At 31.9% G+C, this 16583-nt stretch carries 8 protein-coding genes and 1 pseudogene; 3 read left to right on the top strand and 6 right to left on the bottom strand.

Translation table 11 applies throughout. The features are described 5' to 3' along the window. Window positions 1-4: 4 nt before the first annotated feature. The 4 genes from KFZ56_RS05050 to KFZ56_RS05035 all read right to left on the bottom strand — a co-directional run bounded on the left by KFZ56_RS05050 (window position 5) and on the right by KFZ56_RS05035 (window position 12110). Window positions 5-3076, bottom strand: a complete 3072-nt coding sequence (locus KFZ56_RS05050) for a beta-ketoacyl synthase N-terminal-like domain-containing protein (protein ID WP_222640666.1) — start codon at window positions 3074-3076, stop codon at window positions 5-7. A gap of 15 nt (window positions 3077-3091) precedes the next feature. Beyond that, entirely contained in the window at window positions 3092-10873 is a 7782-nt protein-coding gene (locus KFZ56_RS05045; RefSeq protein ID WP_222640665.1) for a non-ribosomal peptide synthetase/type I polyketide synthase, read from the bottom strand. 26 nt (window positions 10874-10899) lie between these two features. Further along, the gene (locus tag KFZ56_RS05040) at window positions 10900-11598 is read right to left on the bottom strand and encodes a thioesterase II family protein (RefSeq protein ID WP_222640662.1); all 699 of its coding nucleotides are present in this window, start codon (window positions 11596-11598) and stop codon (window positions 10900-10902) included. 257 nt (window positions 11599-11855) lie between these two features. Further along, on the bottom strand, window positions 11856-12110 hold the full coding sequence (locus KFZ56_RS05035; RefSeq protein ID WP_222640660.1) for a LysM peptidoglycan-binding domain-containing protein: 255 nt from the start codon (window positions 12108-12110) through the stop codon (window positions 11856-11858). Window positions 12111-12173: 63 nt separating this feature from the next. Between KFZ56_RS05035 and KFZ56_RS20000 the strand changes: the two are divergent. Then, window positions 12174-13460 (top strand): annotated as a pseudogene (locus KFZ56_RS20000) (IS4 family transposase). 171 nt (window positions 13461-13631) lie between these two features. Here the strand turns inward: KFZ56_RS20000 and KFZ56_RS05025 are convergent. Further along, entirely contained in the window at window positions 13632-14159 is a 528-nt protein-coding gene (locus tag KFZ56_RS05025; RefSeq protein ID WP_222640658.1) for a DinB family protein, read from the bottom strand. 729 nt (window positions 14160-14888) lie between these two features. On the opposite strand from KFZ56_RS05025, the gene KFZ56_RS05020 reads away from it, so the two are divergent. Then, window positions 14889-15107: a YolD-like family protein gene (locus tag KFZ56_RS05020; RefSeq protein WP_222640656.1), complete on the top strand. Its 219-nt coding sequence runs from the start codon at window positions 14889-14891 to the stop codon at window positions 15105-15107. 377 nt (window positions 15108-15484) lie between these two features. Here the strand turns inward: KFZ56_RS05020 and KFZ56_RS05015 are convergent, their stop codons facing one another. Beyond that, window positions 15485-16039 carry a cysteine hydrolase family protein gene (locus tag KFZ56_RS05015; protein ID WP_222640654.1) on the bottom strand — a complete coding sequence of 185 codons (555 nt, stop codon included), beginning with the start codon at window positions 16037-16039 and terminating at the stop codon, window positions 15485-15487. A 119-nt stretch (window positions 16040-16158) separates the two neighbouring features. Here KFZ56_RS05015 and KFZ56_RS05010 point away from each other — a divergent pair, with 119 nt between their 5' ends. After that, entirely contained in the window at window positions 16159-16578 is a 420-nt protein-coding gene (locus KFZ56_RS05010) for an Lrp/AsnC family transcriptional regulator (protein ID WP_222640652.1), read from the top strand. Window positions 16579-16583 lie beyond the last annotated feature (5 nt).

The following is a 16583-nucleotide window of genomic DNA, read 5'->3' as shown; positions in this document are numbered from 1 at the left end:
CACTTTACAACTCCTCGTCGTTGATTAACTTTTGATATGTCTGCGCTATTTCCTCTACAGTATCCTCACTTTCCCAATACTCTACTATGAACTGGTGACACCCTTCAATAGTAGCATTATGAAAAAGCGTTTCTATATTAATGTTACACTTAAAAATATCTCTAAGCTTAGATATTATCTTTGTGGCTAGTAAAGAATGCCCACCCAAAGTAAAAAAATTATCGTTGATACCTATATCTTGTACACCAAGTATTTCTTCAAAAATACTTGTAATAATTTCAATACTTGTAGAACTATGATTGCTACCTACAGTTTTTTCTGTTCTTTCCTTTTCTCTTGTAAATATAAAATCTTTTTCCAAATTTACCCGCTGCAATGTATTGCCAGACGTTTCACTCAATCCTTCATTCTCATTAAAGAATTTATCATTTAACTGATTCTTATTATTGATCCAATACCTTTTTCGTTCAAACGGGTATGTTGGAAGAGATATCCTTCTACATCCTTCATTTTTATGATATATATCCCAATTTATATCATGGCCACTTAACCACAACTCACCCAGGGCTTGCAGTAAAGTCTGATTATCAGATTTCGGATCTTTTGAATGTCGAAGACAGGTTATAGTCTTTTGTTTTTCAAAACTAGGATGCAAATTGACAAAATTACTTAAAGTATGTCCTGGACCAACTTCCATCATTATACATGGCGAACTTTCTAATATCGTTCCGATTCCTCCGGCAAACCTTACGGTTTCACGAAGATGTTGAACCCAGTAATCTGCACTCATTGCTTCACTATCAGTTATCCATGTTCCTGTTAGATTTGAAATAAAAGGAATACTTGGTGTATGAAATTGAACTGTCTTAAGTACCTGTCTAAAGTCTTCTAATATTGGCTCCATCATATAAGAATGAAAAGCATGCGATGTTTCTAGTCTTTGTGTAACTATTTCCATACCTCTTAACTTTTCCTCTAATCTATCAATCTGCTGCAACTCTCCAGATACTACACACTGATTATCATTATTAATAACTGCAATGCTTAACTGATCCTCAATTACTGAACGAAGCTTTTTCTCGTCCAACATCACTGCTAACATCTTCCCCTTAGGTAAACTTTGAATGAGACGGCCCCTATTTGAAACAATTCGTAAAGCATCATCTAAAGAGAGAACTCCACTAATACATGCAGCTGCATACTCTCCAATGCTATGTCCAATCATAGATCCTGGATTAACTCCTATATTCATCAACATTTTAGCCAAGCTATATTCAATAGCGAATAATGCCGGTTGCGTTACATAGGTTTGCGATAAAAGATCTTTTGCTTTATCATCTTGATCAGACGACGGAAATATGATTTCTCTAATATCCACATCAATTAGTGTTTTTAACTGTTCCGCACAATAGTCTAATTGCTCTTTGAACTCATCTTCAGTTTCATAGATCTCTTTTGACATATTAATATATTGAGTACCTTGTCCAGGGAACATAAAAGTAACTGGTAAAACGCCTTCATTATGACTGCTTATAAATTTTCTATTTTCAATTGCTTTTACCGCGTCTTCTATATTACTCACAACCGCATAGCGTCTATATTTAAAGTTCTCTCTTCCAACCTGTAGAGTAAATGCTATATTAGCTAAACTTTGATTTCGGTTACTCTTTAAATACTCTTCAAGATTTTCAGTTGCCATTTCCAAAGCTGTTTCCGTTTTAGTTGACCATTGAATTAATTGCCAAGAGGTTTTTGGAGGCGAAGTCTCCTCATACTTTTCAGGAGCTTCTTCTAATACTACATGAGCATTCGTGCCCCCCATTCCAAATGAACTCACCCCGGCTCTCCTGGGGACTCCTGGATCAGTTTTCCATTTTTCCAACTCTGTATTCACATAAAAAGGGCTGTTTTCAAAATCTATATTAGGATTAGGTTCCTTAAAATGGACAGTTGGCGGAATTACTTTATGCTTCAATGCCAAAGCAGTTTTGATTAAACCTGCAACTCCTGCAGCAGCATCTAAATGCCCTATGTTAGATTTGGCTGAACCAATGGCGCAATACTTCTTTTTATTTGTCTTAAAAGCCTTTTTTAAAGCTTCAAACTCTATTGGATCACCAATTTTTGTTCCAGTCCCATGAGCTTCTATATAAGTAATATCATTTGGATCAATATCAGAAATCGCTTGAGCCTCGATAATAACTTCAGCTTGCCCCTGTACACTAGGGGCAGTATAACTAACCTTAGAATTCCCATCATTATTTATAGCCGAACCTTTTATAACTGCATAAATTTGATCCCTATCTTTTATTGCGTCATCCATTCGTTTTAAAAGAACTACCCCTATACCACTACTAAACACTGTGCCATTTGAATCAGAGCTAAAAATAGAACACCTACCATCAGGAGATAAAATAGAACCATCCTCACAAAAATATCCAATATTTTGCGGGAATGAAATTGATATCCCTCCCGCTACAGACATATCACATTCATAATTAAGAAGGCTTTGAGAAGCTTGATGTATTGCAACCAATGAAGTTGAACATGCTGTTTGTACATTCATACTTGGTCCTTTAAGATTTAGCTTATAAGATGCCCTAGTAGATATAAAGTCCTTATCATTTGCAATAATTCGCAGTAAGTCTTTGTCTAAGCGATCAAAGTCTTTAATTAAATAGTTTAATAAATATGAACTCATACTTGATCCGGCATACACACCCACTAGACCGGAATACTTAGAAACATCATACCCCCCGTCTTCCAGAACTTCCCAAACACTTTCTAAAAACAATCGGTGTTGCGGGTCCATCATTATGGCTTCACTTGGATTAATATCGAAAAAGTCAGCAGCAAATTTATCAGCATTATCCACAGCTCCTGCAACCTTAATATAATTTGGATTTTCCAGAAATTTATCAGGCTCTCCAGCTAAAATCAATTCATCATCAGTTAAAGTCCTCAAAGAATTGGTTCCATTCTTTAAATTTCGCCAAAAATCTTGAGTGTTTGATGAACCAGGAACACGTAAATTCATACCGACAATAGCAATATCTAAACTTTTATTATTATCCATAATATCCTCCTATCCTCATTCTCTTCTCCTTTGTTGCCTCCGTTTAATAAGTCGTCGTTTCATTCCTCTATCAATTCTGTTAGAAGAATTATTTTGCTCAACATATTCATTTCTACTTAAAATTTTCTTTACTAATGAGTTGATAGTTGGAAATTCATAAATATCAATAAGAGATAACTCTATTCCAAACTCTTTGGTAATTTGATTATTTACATTGACTGCGTATAGTGAATTCCCACCTACATCAAAGAAGTTATCATCCGGTCTAATATTTGATAATCCTAAATATTCTGACCATATATTAGTTAATTCTTTAATTAATTGCTTCTCAGACAATAGTCCATTTGATTTTTTATGAGAATGTTCAATAAAATTATTATTATCTGTTCTAATACTTTTAGTTATTCTTTCCTCTAATGAAGTAGTTGCAACTATAAAATCATCGAAATTAGATACAACTTTTTTTAATATTTCGAGCCCTTTATTATGATCAAATTTAGAATCATTTAGTTCTTGACCATTACTATTGTTAATTAACTCGAGTAACTTTTCATCCTTTTGGTTGTCTAATTTCCAACTATCCCAATTTATAGTGATAACATTTTGAAAGCCTTTACTTCTTAAAATTGAAGAATAGGTATCAAGAAAAAAGTTTGCAGCATTATATGCGCCAAATCCTAGGCCTCCAAGCGTAGTAGAAATAGAAGAGTTGATAATATAAAAATCTAATTGATTGTAGTTCAAAATATTATTAATTGTCACGATACCATCCAATTTTGATTTAAACTGAGCTTCAGATTTTGTATTATCTAAAGATAATACAGAACTGTAGTTATTTATATCAGATAATCCCGCTGCAAAAAATACACCTTTGATATCTTGACTATAATTCGAAAGTTTACTAGAAATTGAACTTTTATCACTTAAATCAGATTGTATATAAACTATTTCTATTCTTTTATGAATAACATCTTTTAACAAGTGTATTTTTTTTGTAATTTCGTCATTCAAATTCAATGAGAGGTAATAATCCCAGTTATCTTGAGAAGGAAATTTTGATCTCCCAATAATAATAATTTTACCTTCTTCCATATATTGAGAAATAAAATGTACATTTGTAAGACCTATCTTCCCTAAACCTCCAATAACCAAATACGTATTTTGTTCATACAATTCTATACCGTTACTTCCTATAGAGGAATCATAGACTTCAAAGCTTGGCTCCCAAAGATAATTCCCTCTATGAGCTACAACATTAATGTTTTTCGAAGAAGTAAAAATTTCATTTAATAATACCTTATATATTTTTTCTTTATTTAATAAGAAGTCATTGCTCATATCAATATTTTTACAAGATATCGATGGTATTTCTTGTGGAATAATCTTACACAACCCGATACTTGTAGAAGCAATGGGATTTATTTTTTCTATTCCAATAATATTGTATAAATCATTTGTTAAATTAATAATCTTTAAAGGACGATTCTTAAATATATTTTCATAAGCCTGAACCATATATAACATTAAATAATATGATTTTTTCGATTCCATCAATAATTCCGAATTACCCAAGCGATGATTATCATCTATTATGCGTAAATTATGCGCATTTATTAAAATATCTGGTTTAATGTTGGACTCTAAAAGTTTTGATAACATACCTTTAAATTGATTGATAGAAGGATCAATATACCAAGAAAGATTTGTATTATCACAAAAATTATCCTTTTCGTTTAAAAAAACTTTTATAACTTTTTGATTGTTTTGTTCTAAACGACTACAAATACTATTTCCAACACCATAATCATCCATTAAAACAATCCAACATTTTTTATCGCTTATTTTTATTGGATTATTTTTAAGCGAAATCCTTTTCCAAGTTTTTATATATAACTCTTCATTATTTGTATTTATCAGACCCTGATCCATTTTGCTTGAATAATGAATTTGAGTACTACTTGGTTCAACCCAATACCTTTTTCGTTCAAACGGATATGTTGGAAGAGATATCCTTCTACATCCTTCATTTTTATGATATATATCCCAATTTATATCATGGCCACTTAACCACAACTCACCCAGGGCTTGCAGTAAAGTCTGATTATCAGATTTCGGATCTTTTGAATGTCGAAGACAGGTTATAGTCTTTTGTTTTTCAAAACTAGGATGCAAATTGACAAAATTACTTAAAGTATGTCCTGGACCAACTTCCATCATTATACATGGCGAACTTTCTAATATCGTTCCGATTCCTCCGGCAAACCTTACGGTTTCACGAAGATGTTGAACCCAGTAATCTGCACTCATTGCTTCACTATCAGTTATCCATGTTCCTGTTAGATTTGAAATAAAAGGAATACTTGGTGTATGAAATTGAACTGTCTTAAGTACCTGTCTAAAGTCTTCTAATATTGGCTCCATCATATAAGAATGAAAAGCATGCGATGTTTCTAGTCTTTGTGTAACTATTTCCATACCTCTTAACTTTTCCTCTAATCTATCAATCTGCTGCAACTCTCCAGATACTACACACTGATTATCATTATTAATAACTGCAATGCTTAACTGATCCTCAATTACTGAACGAAGCTTTTTCTCGTCCAACATCACTGCTAACATCTTCCCCTTAGGTAAACTTTGAATGAGACGGCCCCTATTTGAAACAATTCGTAAAGCATCATCTAAAGAGAGAACTCCACTAATACATGCAGCTGCATACTCTCCAATGCTATGTCCAATCATAGATCCTGGATTAACTCCTATATTCATCAACATTTTAGCCAAGCTATATTCAATAGCGAATAATGCCGGTTGCGTTACATAGGTTTGCGATAAAAGATCTTTTGCTTTATCATCTTGATCAGACGACGGAAATATGATTTCTCTAATATCCACATCAATTAGTGTTTTTAACTGTTCCGCACAATAGTCTAATTGCTCTTTGAACTCATCTTCAGTTTCATAGATCTCTTTTGACATATTAATATATTGAGTACCTTGTCCAGGGAACATAAAAGTAACTGGTAAAACGCCTTCATTATGACTGCTTATAAATTTTCTATTTTCAATTGCTTTTACCGCGTCTTCTATATTACTCACAACCGCATAGCGTCTATATTTAAAGTTCTCTCTTCCAACCTGTAGAGTAAATGCTATATCAGCTAAACTTTGATTTCGGTTACTCTTTAAATACTCTTCAAGATTTTCAGTTGCCATTTCCAAAGCTGTTTCCGTTTTAGTTGACCATTGAATTAATTGCCAAGAGGTTTTTGGAGGCGAAGTCTCCTCATACTTTTCAGGAGCTTCTTCTAATACTACATGAGCATTCGTGCCCCCCATTCCAAATGAACTCACCCCGGCTCTCCTGGGGACTCCTGGATCAGTTTTCCATTTTTCCAACTCTGTATTCACATAAAAAGGGCTGTTTTCAAAATCTATATTAGGATTAGGTTCCTTAAAATGGACAGTTGGCGGAATTACTTTATGCTTCAATGCCAAAGCAGTTTTGATTAAACCTGCAACTCCTGCAGCAGCATCTAAATGCCCTATGTTAGATTTTACTGAGCCTAGTGCGCAATATTGATTCTTATCTGTGCCAGCTCTAAAAGCTTTAGTAAGTGCAGCAACTTCTATAGGATCACCAAGTTGTGTTCCAGTACCATGTGCTTCGACATAGGAAATTGTTTCTGGATTTATATCAGCATTAATTAAAGCTTTTCTTATAACCTCAGACTGACCTTTTACACTAGGGGCAGTATAACTAACCTTAGAATTCCCATCATTATTTATAGCCGAACCTTTTATAACCGCATAAACTTGATCTTTATCCTTTATAGCTTCTTCTAAACGTTTTAAAACAACAATACCAGCTCCATTGCCGCCTACAAATCCAGTTGAATTAGCGTCAAAAGCTTTACAATGCCCATCTTTTGACTTTATCCCATTTTTCTTATATTCATATCCTGCGTTCTGCGGAACTTGTACAGTAGCCCCTCCAGCTAATGCTATTCTACATTTATTATCAAGTATATTTTGACAAGCTACATGTAATGAAACTAGTGAAGTTGAACATGCAGTTTGAATATTTACGCTCGGACCGTTCAAATTTAATAAATATGCTGCTCTTGTGGAAGAAAAATCGTTTCCATTAGATAGATACACTGAATATTTATCAAAATTCCTGTTTGATTTTAATATATTATTAATAAAGTAAGTGTTATAACTTACACCACCAAATATACCAATATTATTATTAATCAAGGTTCTATAACCCGCATCTTCTAGTGCTTCAAAAGAACACTCCAAGAGTAACCTTTGCTGAGGATCTAGCAATTCAGCTTCTCTAGGATTTAATCCAAAAAAATTTGCATCAAATAAATCAATGTCTTTTAATTTAGCATGAGCTTTTACATAGTTTTCCTTCTCCTTAATATTGGTATTATCAAAAAATGTAACGCTTTCCTTACCCTTTATTAATGACTTCCAAAATTCTTCTAAATCCAAATTGTCAGGCAATCTAGCACCAATGCCAATAATAGCTATATCATTAGTTGCTTCATACTTATACTCCGTTAAATGAGGACTTTCACTTTCCTTTAGAGATTTATTTCCTAATTCATTCTTTATAAACTCTGCAATAGAGCTGATTGTAGGATATTTCAATAGATCTAAAATCGAAAGTTTTAATTTTAAATGCTTTTCTATTTTTAATTGATACTTCGTTAGCAGTAATGAGTTACCACCTACATCGAAAAAATTATCATACAGATTAATATCGCTTGTTTGAAGTAATTCACACCAAACTAATTTAACTTTGCCTTCAATTGTTTCATATTCAAATCTAGTACTTGAGCATTTTTCTAATTTCATTTTTTCTTTACTATTTGATTTTAAATTTTCTTCATCTATTTTTCCATTCGACTTTAAGGGTATTTCAAGAACTTGATAAAATTCTGAAGGAATCATGTAATCTGGCAACTTACTCTCCAAAGTATTTTTTAACTCTTGTAAACTAATATCTTGATCAAAAACAAGATATGCGGCTATATATTTATTATTTTCTAAATCAGTTTTATTCAAAACAACAGCTTCTTTTATTTTTTCATTTTCGAATAATGCTTGCTCAATTTCTGACATTTCTATTCTGAAGCCTCTAACTTTTAACTGGTTATCTATTCTGCCTTTATATTCTATATTTCCATCTGGCAATATTCTACCTCTGTCACCAGATCTATAAATTTTTGAATTTTTAATGAATGGATGATCAAGAAAGCTATCAATCGTTAACTTCGTATTATTAATATAACCTTTAGACAGAGGAAGACCAGATATATAAATCTCTCCATAAATATTAACAGGCTGAATTTGTTGATTTCTATCTAAAATATATATTTGTGTATTATCTATTGGCCTTCCTATATACACACTATCATTTTCCGCATTAGAACAATTAAAGTGGGTAACGTCAATTGTAGCTTCAGTTGGGCCATACAAATTTATTAACTCAGTATTATACTTATCCCCAATTAATTCTTTAAAGCGTTTTTTATGATGTTTTTTTAACTCTTCCCCGCTAGCACAAATTCTTTTTAAAGTTCTTAATTTTTTTGTTTCCTTGCTGTGATCTATATATTCAAAAAAGCTATTTAACATAGCAGGGACAAAGTGAATTACAGTTACTCCATACTTTTGAATTTCATTAACTATCTCTTGAGGACTCTTTTCTTTTCCATCATTTAAAATACAGACTGTTGCTTCTCCCATAAACCACAAAAGTAATTCCCAAAGAGAAACATCAAAAGTAAAAGTAGTCTTATTTAAAATAACATCATCACTTTTGATTGTATATTGTCTATGAAACCAATTAAGTCGATTGATTAAAGCTTGATTTGTTACCATTACGCCTTTAGGTGTCCCAGTAGTGCCTGATGTGTACATCACATAGGATAAATCATCAGAATCTATTTTAACTTCATTTCGTTTAATATTATCAGTTATAGATATTTTATTAAGATCACCTAAAATATATGATTTCATGTTATTATGGAAAAGTGGCTGTTCTTCGTCATGAAGTATTACATTTACTTCACCATTAATGCACATATATTTTAATCTTCTAGAAGGTAACTTAGGATCTAAAGGTAAAAAAGCAGCTCCGCTTTTTAGAATACCTAATAATCCTATAATTAGTTTTGGTGACTTATTTAAATATAACCCTACAACATCATTGTTCTTAATATTAATATCAAGTAAAAAGTTTGCAACTTTATTTGCTTCTATTTCGATATCATTATATGTGTACTTCTCATCGTTAAAGATAATAGCAGTTGAATTTGGAATTTTATCAACTTTTTCTTCAAAAATTTCTTTAATACTAGAGTGCAATATTTTATCCTCATAAACAGTATCATTAAATCTTCTAATTAACTGATTTTTTTCTCTTTCAGTTACAATATCCAGCTGTCCAATTTTAGTGTTTGGATTCTCAAAAACTTTTATAATACTATTTAAAAAATGATCTAAAAATCTATTAATTGTTTCCTCTGAGTATACAACTGTATCATATTGAATTATAAGCTCAATTGTAGATTTTCTAGGTACTACATATAATGTAAAACTATAATTATTTGTTTCCTTTATGTCTACATCTTGAATTTCCAAAAGATTTTCATCTTCTTTGTAAGTAATAATATCCTCGAGTGGATAATTTTCTACTACCACCAGCGATTCAAACAAAGATTTTTTATTATCAATTGAACTAAGGCTTTTAATTTCCGATAATGAAGTGTTCTCATATTCATTTACATTTATAATATTATCATTGAAATTTCTAATCAATTTAGATATAGTTTCAAAATCTTTAGTTTTGTCTCTTAAAGGGATTGTATTGATTAGCATTCCCACCACTTTTTCTATATCCTTAACTGGTACCGATCTACCTGATACAGTAGTTCCAAAAACTACATCTTCAGTATCATTATATTTCTTTAATATTAAGCTATATATTGCGTAAAAAAAGGAAGATAAAGTTACATTTAATTTTTTTATTAATGTGTATATAGAATTACTTTGGTCAACATCCAAAGAAAAAGAAACCTTTTTAAAATCTTTACTTGATGATTGAATTTTATCATTATTACATGGCATTATATCAGTAACTTGATCAAAATTATAAAGATAGTTTTTCCAAAAATCTCTTGAAGCTATTCCATCTCTTTTCTTACTCCACTTTATAAAATCAACATAAGAGGATTTGGCTTTAAAAGAACAATTATCAGAGTTATATGTATCAATAAATTCCCGTAATATAATTCCTAAGCTCCAACCATCTAACAAAATATGGTGATAACTAAGAATTAGTTCAAACTCATTTCTAGAGATTTGAATAACATTAAAAAACAACGGGTTCTCCTTTATATCAATAGTTTCATTATATATTTTATCCTTTATCTCTTTAATTTTTCTCTCTTTACATTCATCATTTTCATTTACAATATTATGAATATTAATCAATAGAGGTTTACTTTTAAAGATAATTTGCACAGGCTCATTTAATTTATCCCATTTAAAAATAGAGCGTAATACTTCATTCTTCACTTGAATAGAGTATAAGGCTGATATTAAATTATCTTCATCAAAATCCCCTTTAAATTTAACAGTGAAATACTGGCAATATAATGATTGTGACTCATCAGTTATGTAATGATAAAGTAACCCTTCTTGTAAAGGAGTCAGTCCCACAATATTATCAATATTATCTTCTCTAAGAAACGTTTTTTCTTTATTGATATTAGTCATTAATAGCCACTCTCCTTAACTATACATTACAAAATTTTAGATTTAATAATATCTGCAATTTCCTTTTTAAAGTCATTTATAAAAAAATGACCCCCATTAAACAAAAAATAATCACAGGTAGAATTTGTTGCATAATTCCAATCTATTTTTTCCTTAATAAGATTATCATCTTCACCATTTAAAACAGTAATATCACAGTTTAATTTTTTCTTTTTAAAATATGAAATGTTAAATTGTGAAAGTAACTGAAAGTCTGCTTTAATTATAGGGAGAATAAATCCCAAAAAATTATCATCATCCAGTAGCTCTTTTGGAGTCCCGCCTAATTTAAGTAGCAAATCTTTCATTTCATATGGTCTCAACTTATGGTATAGTGATTCTTTTTTTGATACTACAGGGTTTTTTCTACCAGAAAGAAATAGATGGCGTGGACTTGTTAAATTGTTATCTTGTAATTTAAGAGCTAAATAGTACGCTATTAAAGCTCCTAAACTATGACCTAAAAAAGCAAATGGCATATTCTTTGATTTATATTCAATTCTAGGTAATAAATCTTCAATCACTTCATCCATATTTTTAAAAAAATCATCTTTCACTCTTTCTCCTCTTCCAGCAAATTCAAGTGGAATAAAGTCAATTTGATCGTTTAAATATTTTTCAAATCCTTTATACATTACCTTTGAAGAGCCAGCAGAAGGAAACGCAAACAAACATATAACTCCCATTTTTCCCCTCCAAAATTAATTTTCATCAACTGCGCATAAAAGGTCAATAACATTTAGATAATTAAGGGAATTTTAACATTTCTTCCTAATAATTTCAAGTATATAATACTCATTTTTAGCTAACTAATATAATACTTTTGATGTATTTTAATTACAATCAAATTTTCCGAAACAGATAAACTTATGAAAGCGTTTAATATGCTAATTGACAGGGATTATCAGTTTATAAATGAAGAAATTTTAATAATTAATCATATTCAATGAAATAATGGATAACTAGGAAGAGAAATTGACCAATGAGCAACTAAGTAAAAATTATCTGTTTCATCGTAGACTTTCAATTTCTGTCCAATTTGAATCTTATCAGGATTTCTGATGTTATTTAGAGACATAATTTCTGATAATGTCATTCCGAATTGTTGGGCAATATTGCCTAAGTTATCCCCTGATTTCACAGTAAAAATAAAAATTTGAGCAAATGTCACTGCTATTATAATATCTGAATTATTCATACCTCTTATTTAAAGATACAAATTAAAATGGTAGTTCATGATTTTCTATTTTAATGCGAAAAAATAGCCTTCAAAGAATTACAGCTGTTTAAACATCTAAGAAAGGCTGGTATTACCAAGTCTGTTGGCTTTACTTGTGCCTATCGTTTTCAATTAATATTTTGTTTAATCTTTGAAAATAAGAACTGGTATCAAGTACTACAGAGTCAGAAAGCTAATGAATGTCCAGAAAAGAATGCTGTTTATCGGTTTTTAAACCAGTCTACCTTTGCCTGGAGAAGTTTTTTATTGTTTCTTAGCGTTCATACGATTGGAAAAGTGACTAATCTAAAGAATCATTAAGTATTGATTATAGATGATTCTTCGTATGGTCGTAACCGCAGTAAATCGGTCGAATTATTAGCTCGCTATTTTGACCATGCACCCTAAAAGATGCGTTTTTATAAAGGATTTCGCATGCTTACTCTTGGCTGGTCAGATGGTGCGACGTTCATTCCAGTGGACTTTTCTTTATTTGGCTCGAAGAAAAGCCAAATTAACGGAATATCATTGAAAGTGGATAAGTGTAGCTCTGGATATAAGCGAAGAGTAGAAGCACTTCAAACTGCACCTGAACAAATACCTGATATGGCTGAACATGCCATGAATACCGGTATGGACGCTTCCTATGTGTTGATGGACTCCTGGTTCACTTATCAGCCACTGGTTAAGAGTATAAAAGACCAAGGTCTTGATGTCATTGGGATGGTTAAGAACTTAAAACAACGTTATCCCATTGATGGGAAACGTGTAAGCTTAAAGGAACTGTACCGTTTAGCGAAGCCAACGATCGAAAAGAAAGGAATTCTTCGTTCGATTCATACGACATAAGCGAATGAAGTTCCGATTAAAGTTGTCTTTTGTTTCACAATCGTAATAAAAAGCGCGAGTGGTTAGCTATTTTAAGTATAGATTGCATGCTCTGTAATCAAGAAATCATTCGTATTTATGGGATGCGCTGAAACATTGAGGTCTTTTTTAAAACAACAAAATCTCTATTGAAGATCCAAAAAGAATCCCAGGGCGCTCCTATGTGGTCTTAATTAGTCATACAACTATATTATATTGACCGATTCAGCACAGATCAACGTACCCCTAGGTAGCATGTTTTATGAGCTATGTGATGAAATGTGAAATGAATGATCTCGATTGGGCGGTAGCACTACAGCTATTAATCGCTCTTCTTGAAGATACCTTGAAAAAGAGCACAAACAAGTACAAAAATTAATCCAGAATCAACTACTGCAATGGATTGCAAGCCTGCCCAGCTATATCAGGGCATATCTACCGATTTCACTCTGCGAAAGTTGAGTTAATATATATAAAAGAGCAGATTGAAGTGTCTCTTCGTTTTTTAGATTCTGTTAAAGTTTAATGTTGATATATACTAAAAAAAGAGAGCCTCCTGTTATTTGGAAATTCTCTCTTCTTATACTAAAACGCTCGCTTGATTAAGATTATATTTGCAAATAATTATGACGCTTACTTTTCGATATTGCTGTTATTATAAGTCCTAAACTCCACTCTTTTTTTCAAAAAACCATCAATTTGCTGTTTATGGTGATTATCATGCCATTGAAATCCTGCTATATAATTAAAAATGGTATGCGGGTAACCTGAATACTTGTCGATCTCTTCTCCATTCAGTATAAATTTTGCAAAAAACTCCTTTTCACTCCTTTTTTTTAACTCAGATACAAGCCTAGTTCTTTCCTCAAGTTTTTTTTGAAGCAAATGTTGTTGGGATACGCCAGATAACGCGTATTTTGCTGCTTGCTTATTTAACGTTTCAAAATCAATACTTTCGATGACAGCGTTAAGTTTCATTCTTGGCAACGTTTCCTCTCGAATGTACCTATCCCAAAATGATATATGACTGATAGTCTCCGCTGTAGACCATTTGCCTTCTGCAATTGGCTCAAAAAAAAGATTTTCCTCAATTGTCTTCAATGAACTGACATAGAGGTTAAAATTTTCAAAATCATTAATTAGGTTTTCTGTCGTGTACATTAGTATCCTCCATTCGTTTAATATTGTCTGCTTAAACCATACCGTTATCGCAGACCTAAAGTTTTTGGTCTAAAGTAACTCTGACATTCAACAATCTCGTTTATTGAATAAGAAATGATAATTATATATTTTATCATATGTTTCTGTATCTTGTCTTAGATTTTCTTTAATAATGTAAGTGTAAAATAATCCCCACCTACTTACTCTAAATAACATGTGGGATAGTCTCTCTATCAAATGATTCGAAGGTTATGCGACGACAAAAGAGAAAAGAATGGAACCGGAAGCAAAAGTAGATGCTTGGAAAGCCAGTGGAATGAACATGGCTGCGTAAGTGTCGGAATATAGTATCAAGACACACCAGATGCATTATTTGGATTCGCAATTTAGAAAATAAAGCTTACGGAAATCAAATGTAAAGCCCAGTAATTTAAGAATAACAAGGGGAACAGTGTGGTAATGTAAACATATATATTCCATTTTTTGGTTGCAATAATTAAGATAATCTACCAATTACTTCAATTGTTCTGTCTGAGGAAGAAGAATTTTTAAAAAGTTAATTTATCAATAAATACAGTGGACGGGAGCGTACTGCCCACCTTACTTCAGTTGAATAGACGTTTTTGCCCATGCAAAAAGCACCTCCGAATAGTATTTTAATGATTATACCATTTCGAAGGTGTTTTTTATTGTCCCATTTAATTAGGTTAGTCTAAAAATAAACCTATTTTGGATGAGCATCAATTAGAACATAATGGTTACGAGTTACTGCAGGCTGCTAAAGAAAATAAGCGAGTATGGATTAAATATTTTAAAGATCATGATTTTCATGAAATTATAGGATATGTAGAACCACTTGGATTAGAGGATACCATTATCAAATGTAATAATGAAGATGGTACTACTAGTATTCATTATAAATGGCTAATACATGTCGATATGCAATAAAAATTTTATGTATCAAAACTTAAGAAATCCTTTTATAGTTGGTATTGAGGTGGTGAGTGATTTAAATCCCCCACCTCCCCTTTTTGACTATAGTTGTGAAAAACTTAATAACTCAACTTTCGCAGAGTGAAAGTTGAGTTAATTATTTATATTCTTTTATAGATGGCTATCTTTCAAGTTCACCTTCATTATTATACTTCGTATTATCTTCTTTTAAATTTCTTTCCGCATGAAAATTAAATTCATTATTATCTAGCCAATGAACACAAGTCTCTAAATCTTTAAATTCTTCAACGTAAGGTTCACTTATAGTATTGTCGATTCGTAATAAATCCCCATCTAGAAATAGGTGGGGATTTATTGACGCTTACATTTAATTAATTGCCTTGTTGCAAAAATTCTTCGGTCGAAGTGACATTGGCATACATGCCATCAAGTGCACCAATAAACGCATCATGAACCTGTTCTGCTGGGACTCTCCTTTCTTGATAAGCTAATTCCCTAGTCGCACATGCATCTTCAATGACTGTCGTTTCAAAACCAAGATCAACTGCAGCCCTAACTGTAGCATCAATACACATATGCGTCATCATACCTACAACGATTACGTTGTCTACACCTTTTTCTCTTAACCTGCTTTCTAAATCCGTCTTCAAAAAGCTGTTAGGGAAATTTTTTACGATTTTATTTTCGTGTTCTAATGGCTGAACCGTTTCATGTATTTCAGCGCCCGCTGTATTTGGAAGGAAGAATCCTAAATCCGGACTACCTGCGATATGCTGAACATGAAAAATATTATCTTTGTTGTTTTTTCTAAACCAATCAATAACTTGAACAGCGTTAGCGGCTGCCTTATCAGGGTTGCTTAGCTCCATCTTTCCATTAGGAAAATAGTCGTTTTGGATATCGACTACGATTAAAGCTGTACGCATTTTTCCACCTCATTTATGAATTTTTGTTACACTATAATCATAAATCATAGATTGATTTCTATCGATACGTTGATGAAACACATTTATATCAAATATTTTCATGGCGAAAGGAATTTATTATGAAACTTGATAACATTGATTTTCAGATCCTGCAATTGCTTTCCGAAAACTCGCGGATACAATGGAAAGACTTAGGTGAACAAATTCATATGACGGGGCAAGCAGTAGGAAACCGTATAAAAAAGCTGGAAGAAAGTGGTGTCATTCAAGCGTACTCTATCATAATAGATGAAATGAAATTAGGATTGACTTATACAGCGTTTGTCATCATTTATATGAAAACAGCAAACCATGATCCATTTTTACATTTTATTCAGGAACGAAAAGAGATAGTTGAAGCTCACCGCGTATCGGGAGAGGGATGTTATCATATGAAAGTGAAAGTGAACACGCAAGAACAATTGAATCTTTTTCTTCATGAAATACTCCATTTTGGAAACTACTCCTTATATCTATCCATACAAGGGATTAAGCAATAAATCTA

It is taken from the genome of Virgibacillus sp. NKC19-3, from assembly GCF_019837165.1.
Lineage (GTDB): Bacteria > Bacillota > Bacilli > Bacillales > Amphibacillaceae > Virgibacillus_L > Virgibacillus_L saliphilus.
Note: the sequence above shows the minus strand (reverse complement) of the source record. Positions and strands in the feature narration are given on the sequence as shown.

Coding starts and splice junctions, on each gene's coding strand:
- KFZ56_RS05050 (WP_222640666.1), bottom strand. CDS start 3,076: ATGGATAATAATAAAAGTTTAGATATTGCTATTGTCGGTATGAATTTA.
- KFZ56_RS05045 (WP_222640665.1), bottom strand. CDS start 10,873: ATGACTAATATCAATAAAGAAAAAACGTTTCTTAGAGAAGATAATATT.
- KFZ56_RS05040 (WP_222640662.1), bottom strand. CDS start 11,598: ATGGGAGTTATATGTTTGTTTGCGTTTCCTTCTGCTGGCTCTTCAAAG.
- KFZ56_RS05035 (WP_222640660.1), bottom strand. CDS start 12,110: ATGAATAATTCAGATATTATAATAGCAGTGACATTTGCTCAAATTTTT.
- KFZ56_RS05025 (WP_222640658.1), bottom strand. CDS start 14,159: ATGTACACGACAGAAAACCTAATTAATGATTTTGAAAATTTTAACCTC.
- KFZ56_RS05015 (WP_222640654.1), bottom strand. CDS start 16,039: ATGCGTACAGCTTTAATCGTAGTCGATATCCAAAACGACTATTTTCCT.
- KFZ56_RS05010 (WP_222640652.1), top strand. CDS start 16,159: ATGAAACTTGATAACATTGATTTTCAGATCCTGCAATTGCTTTCCGAA.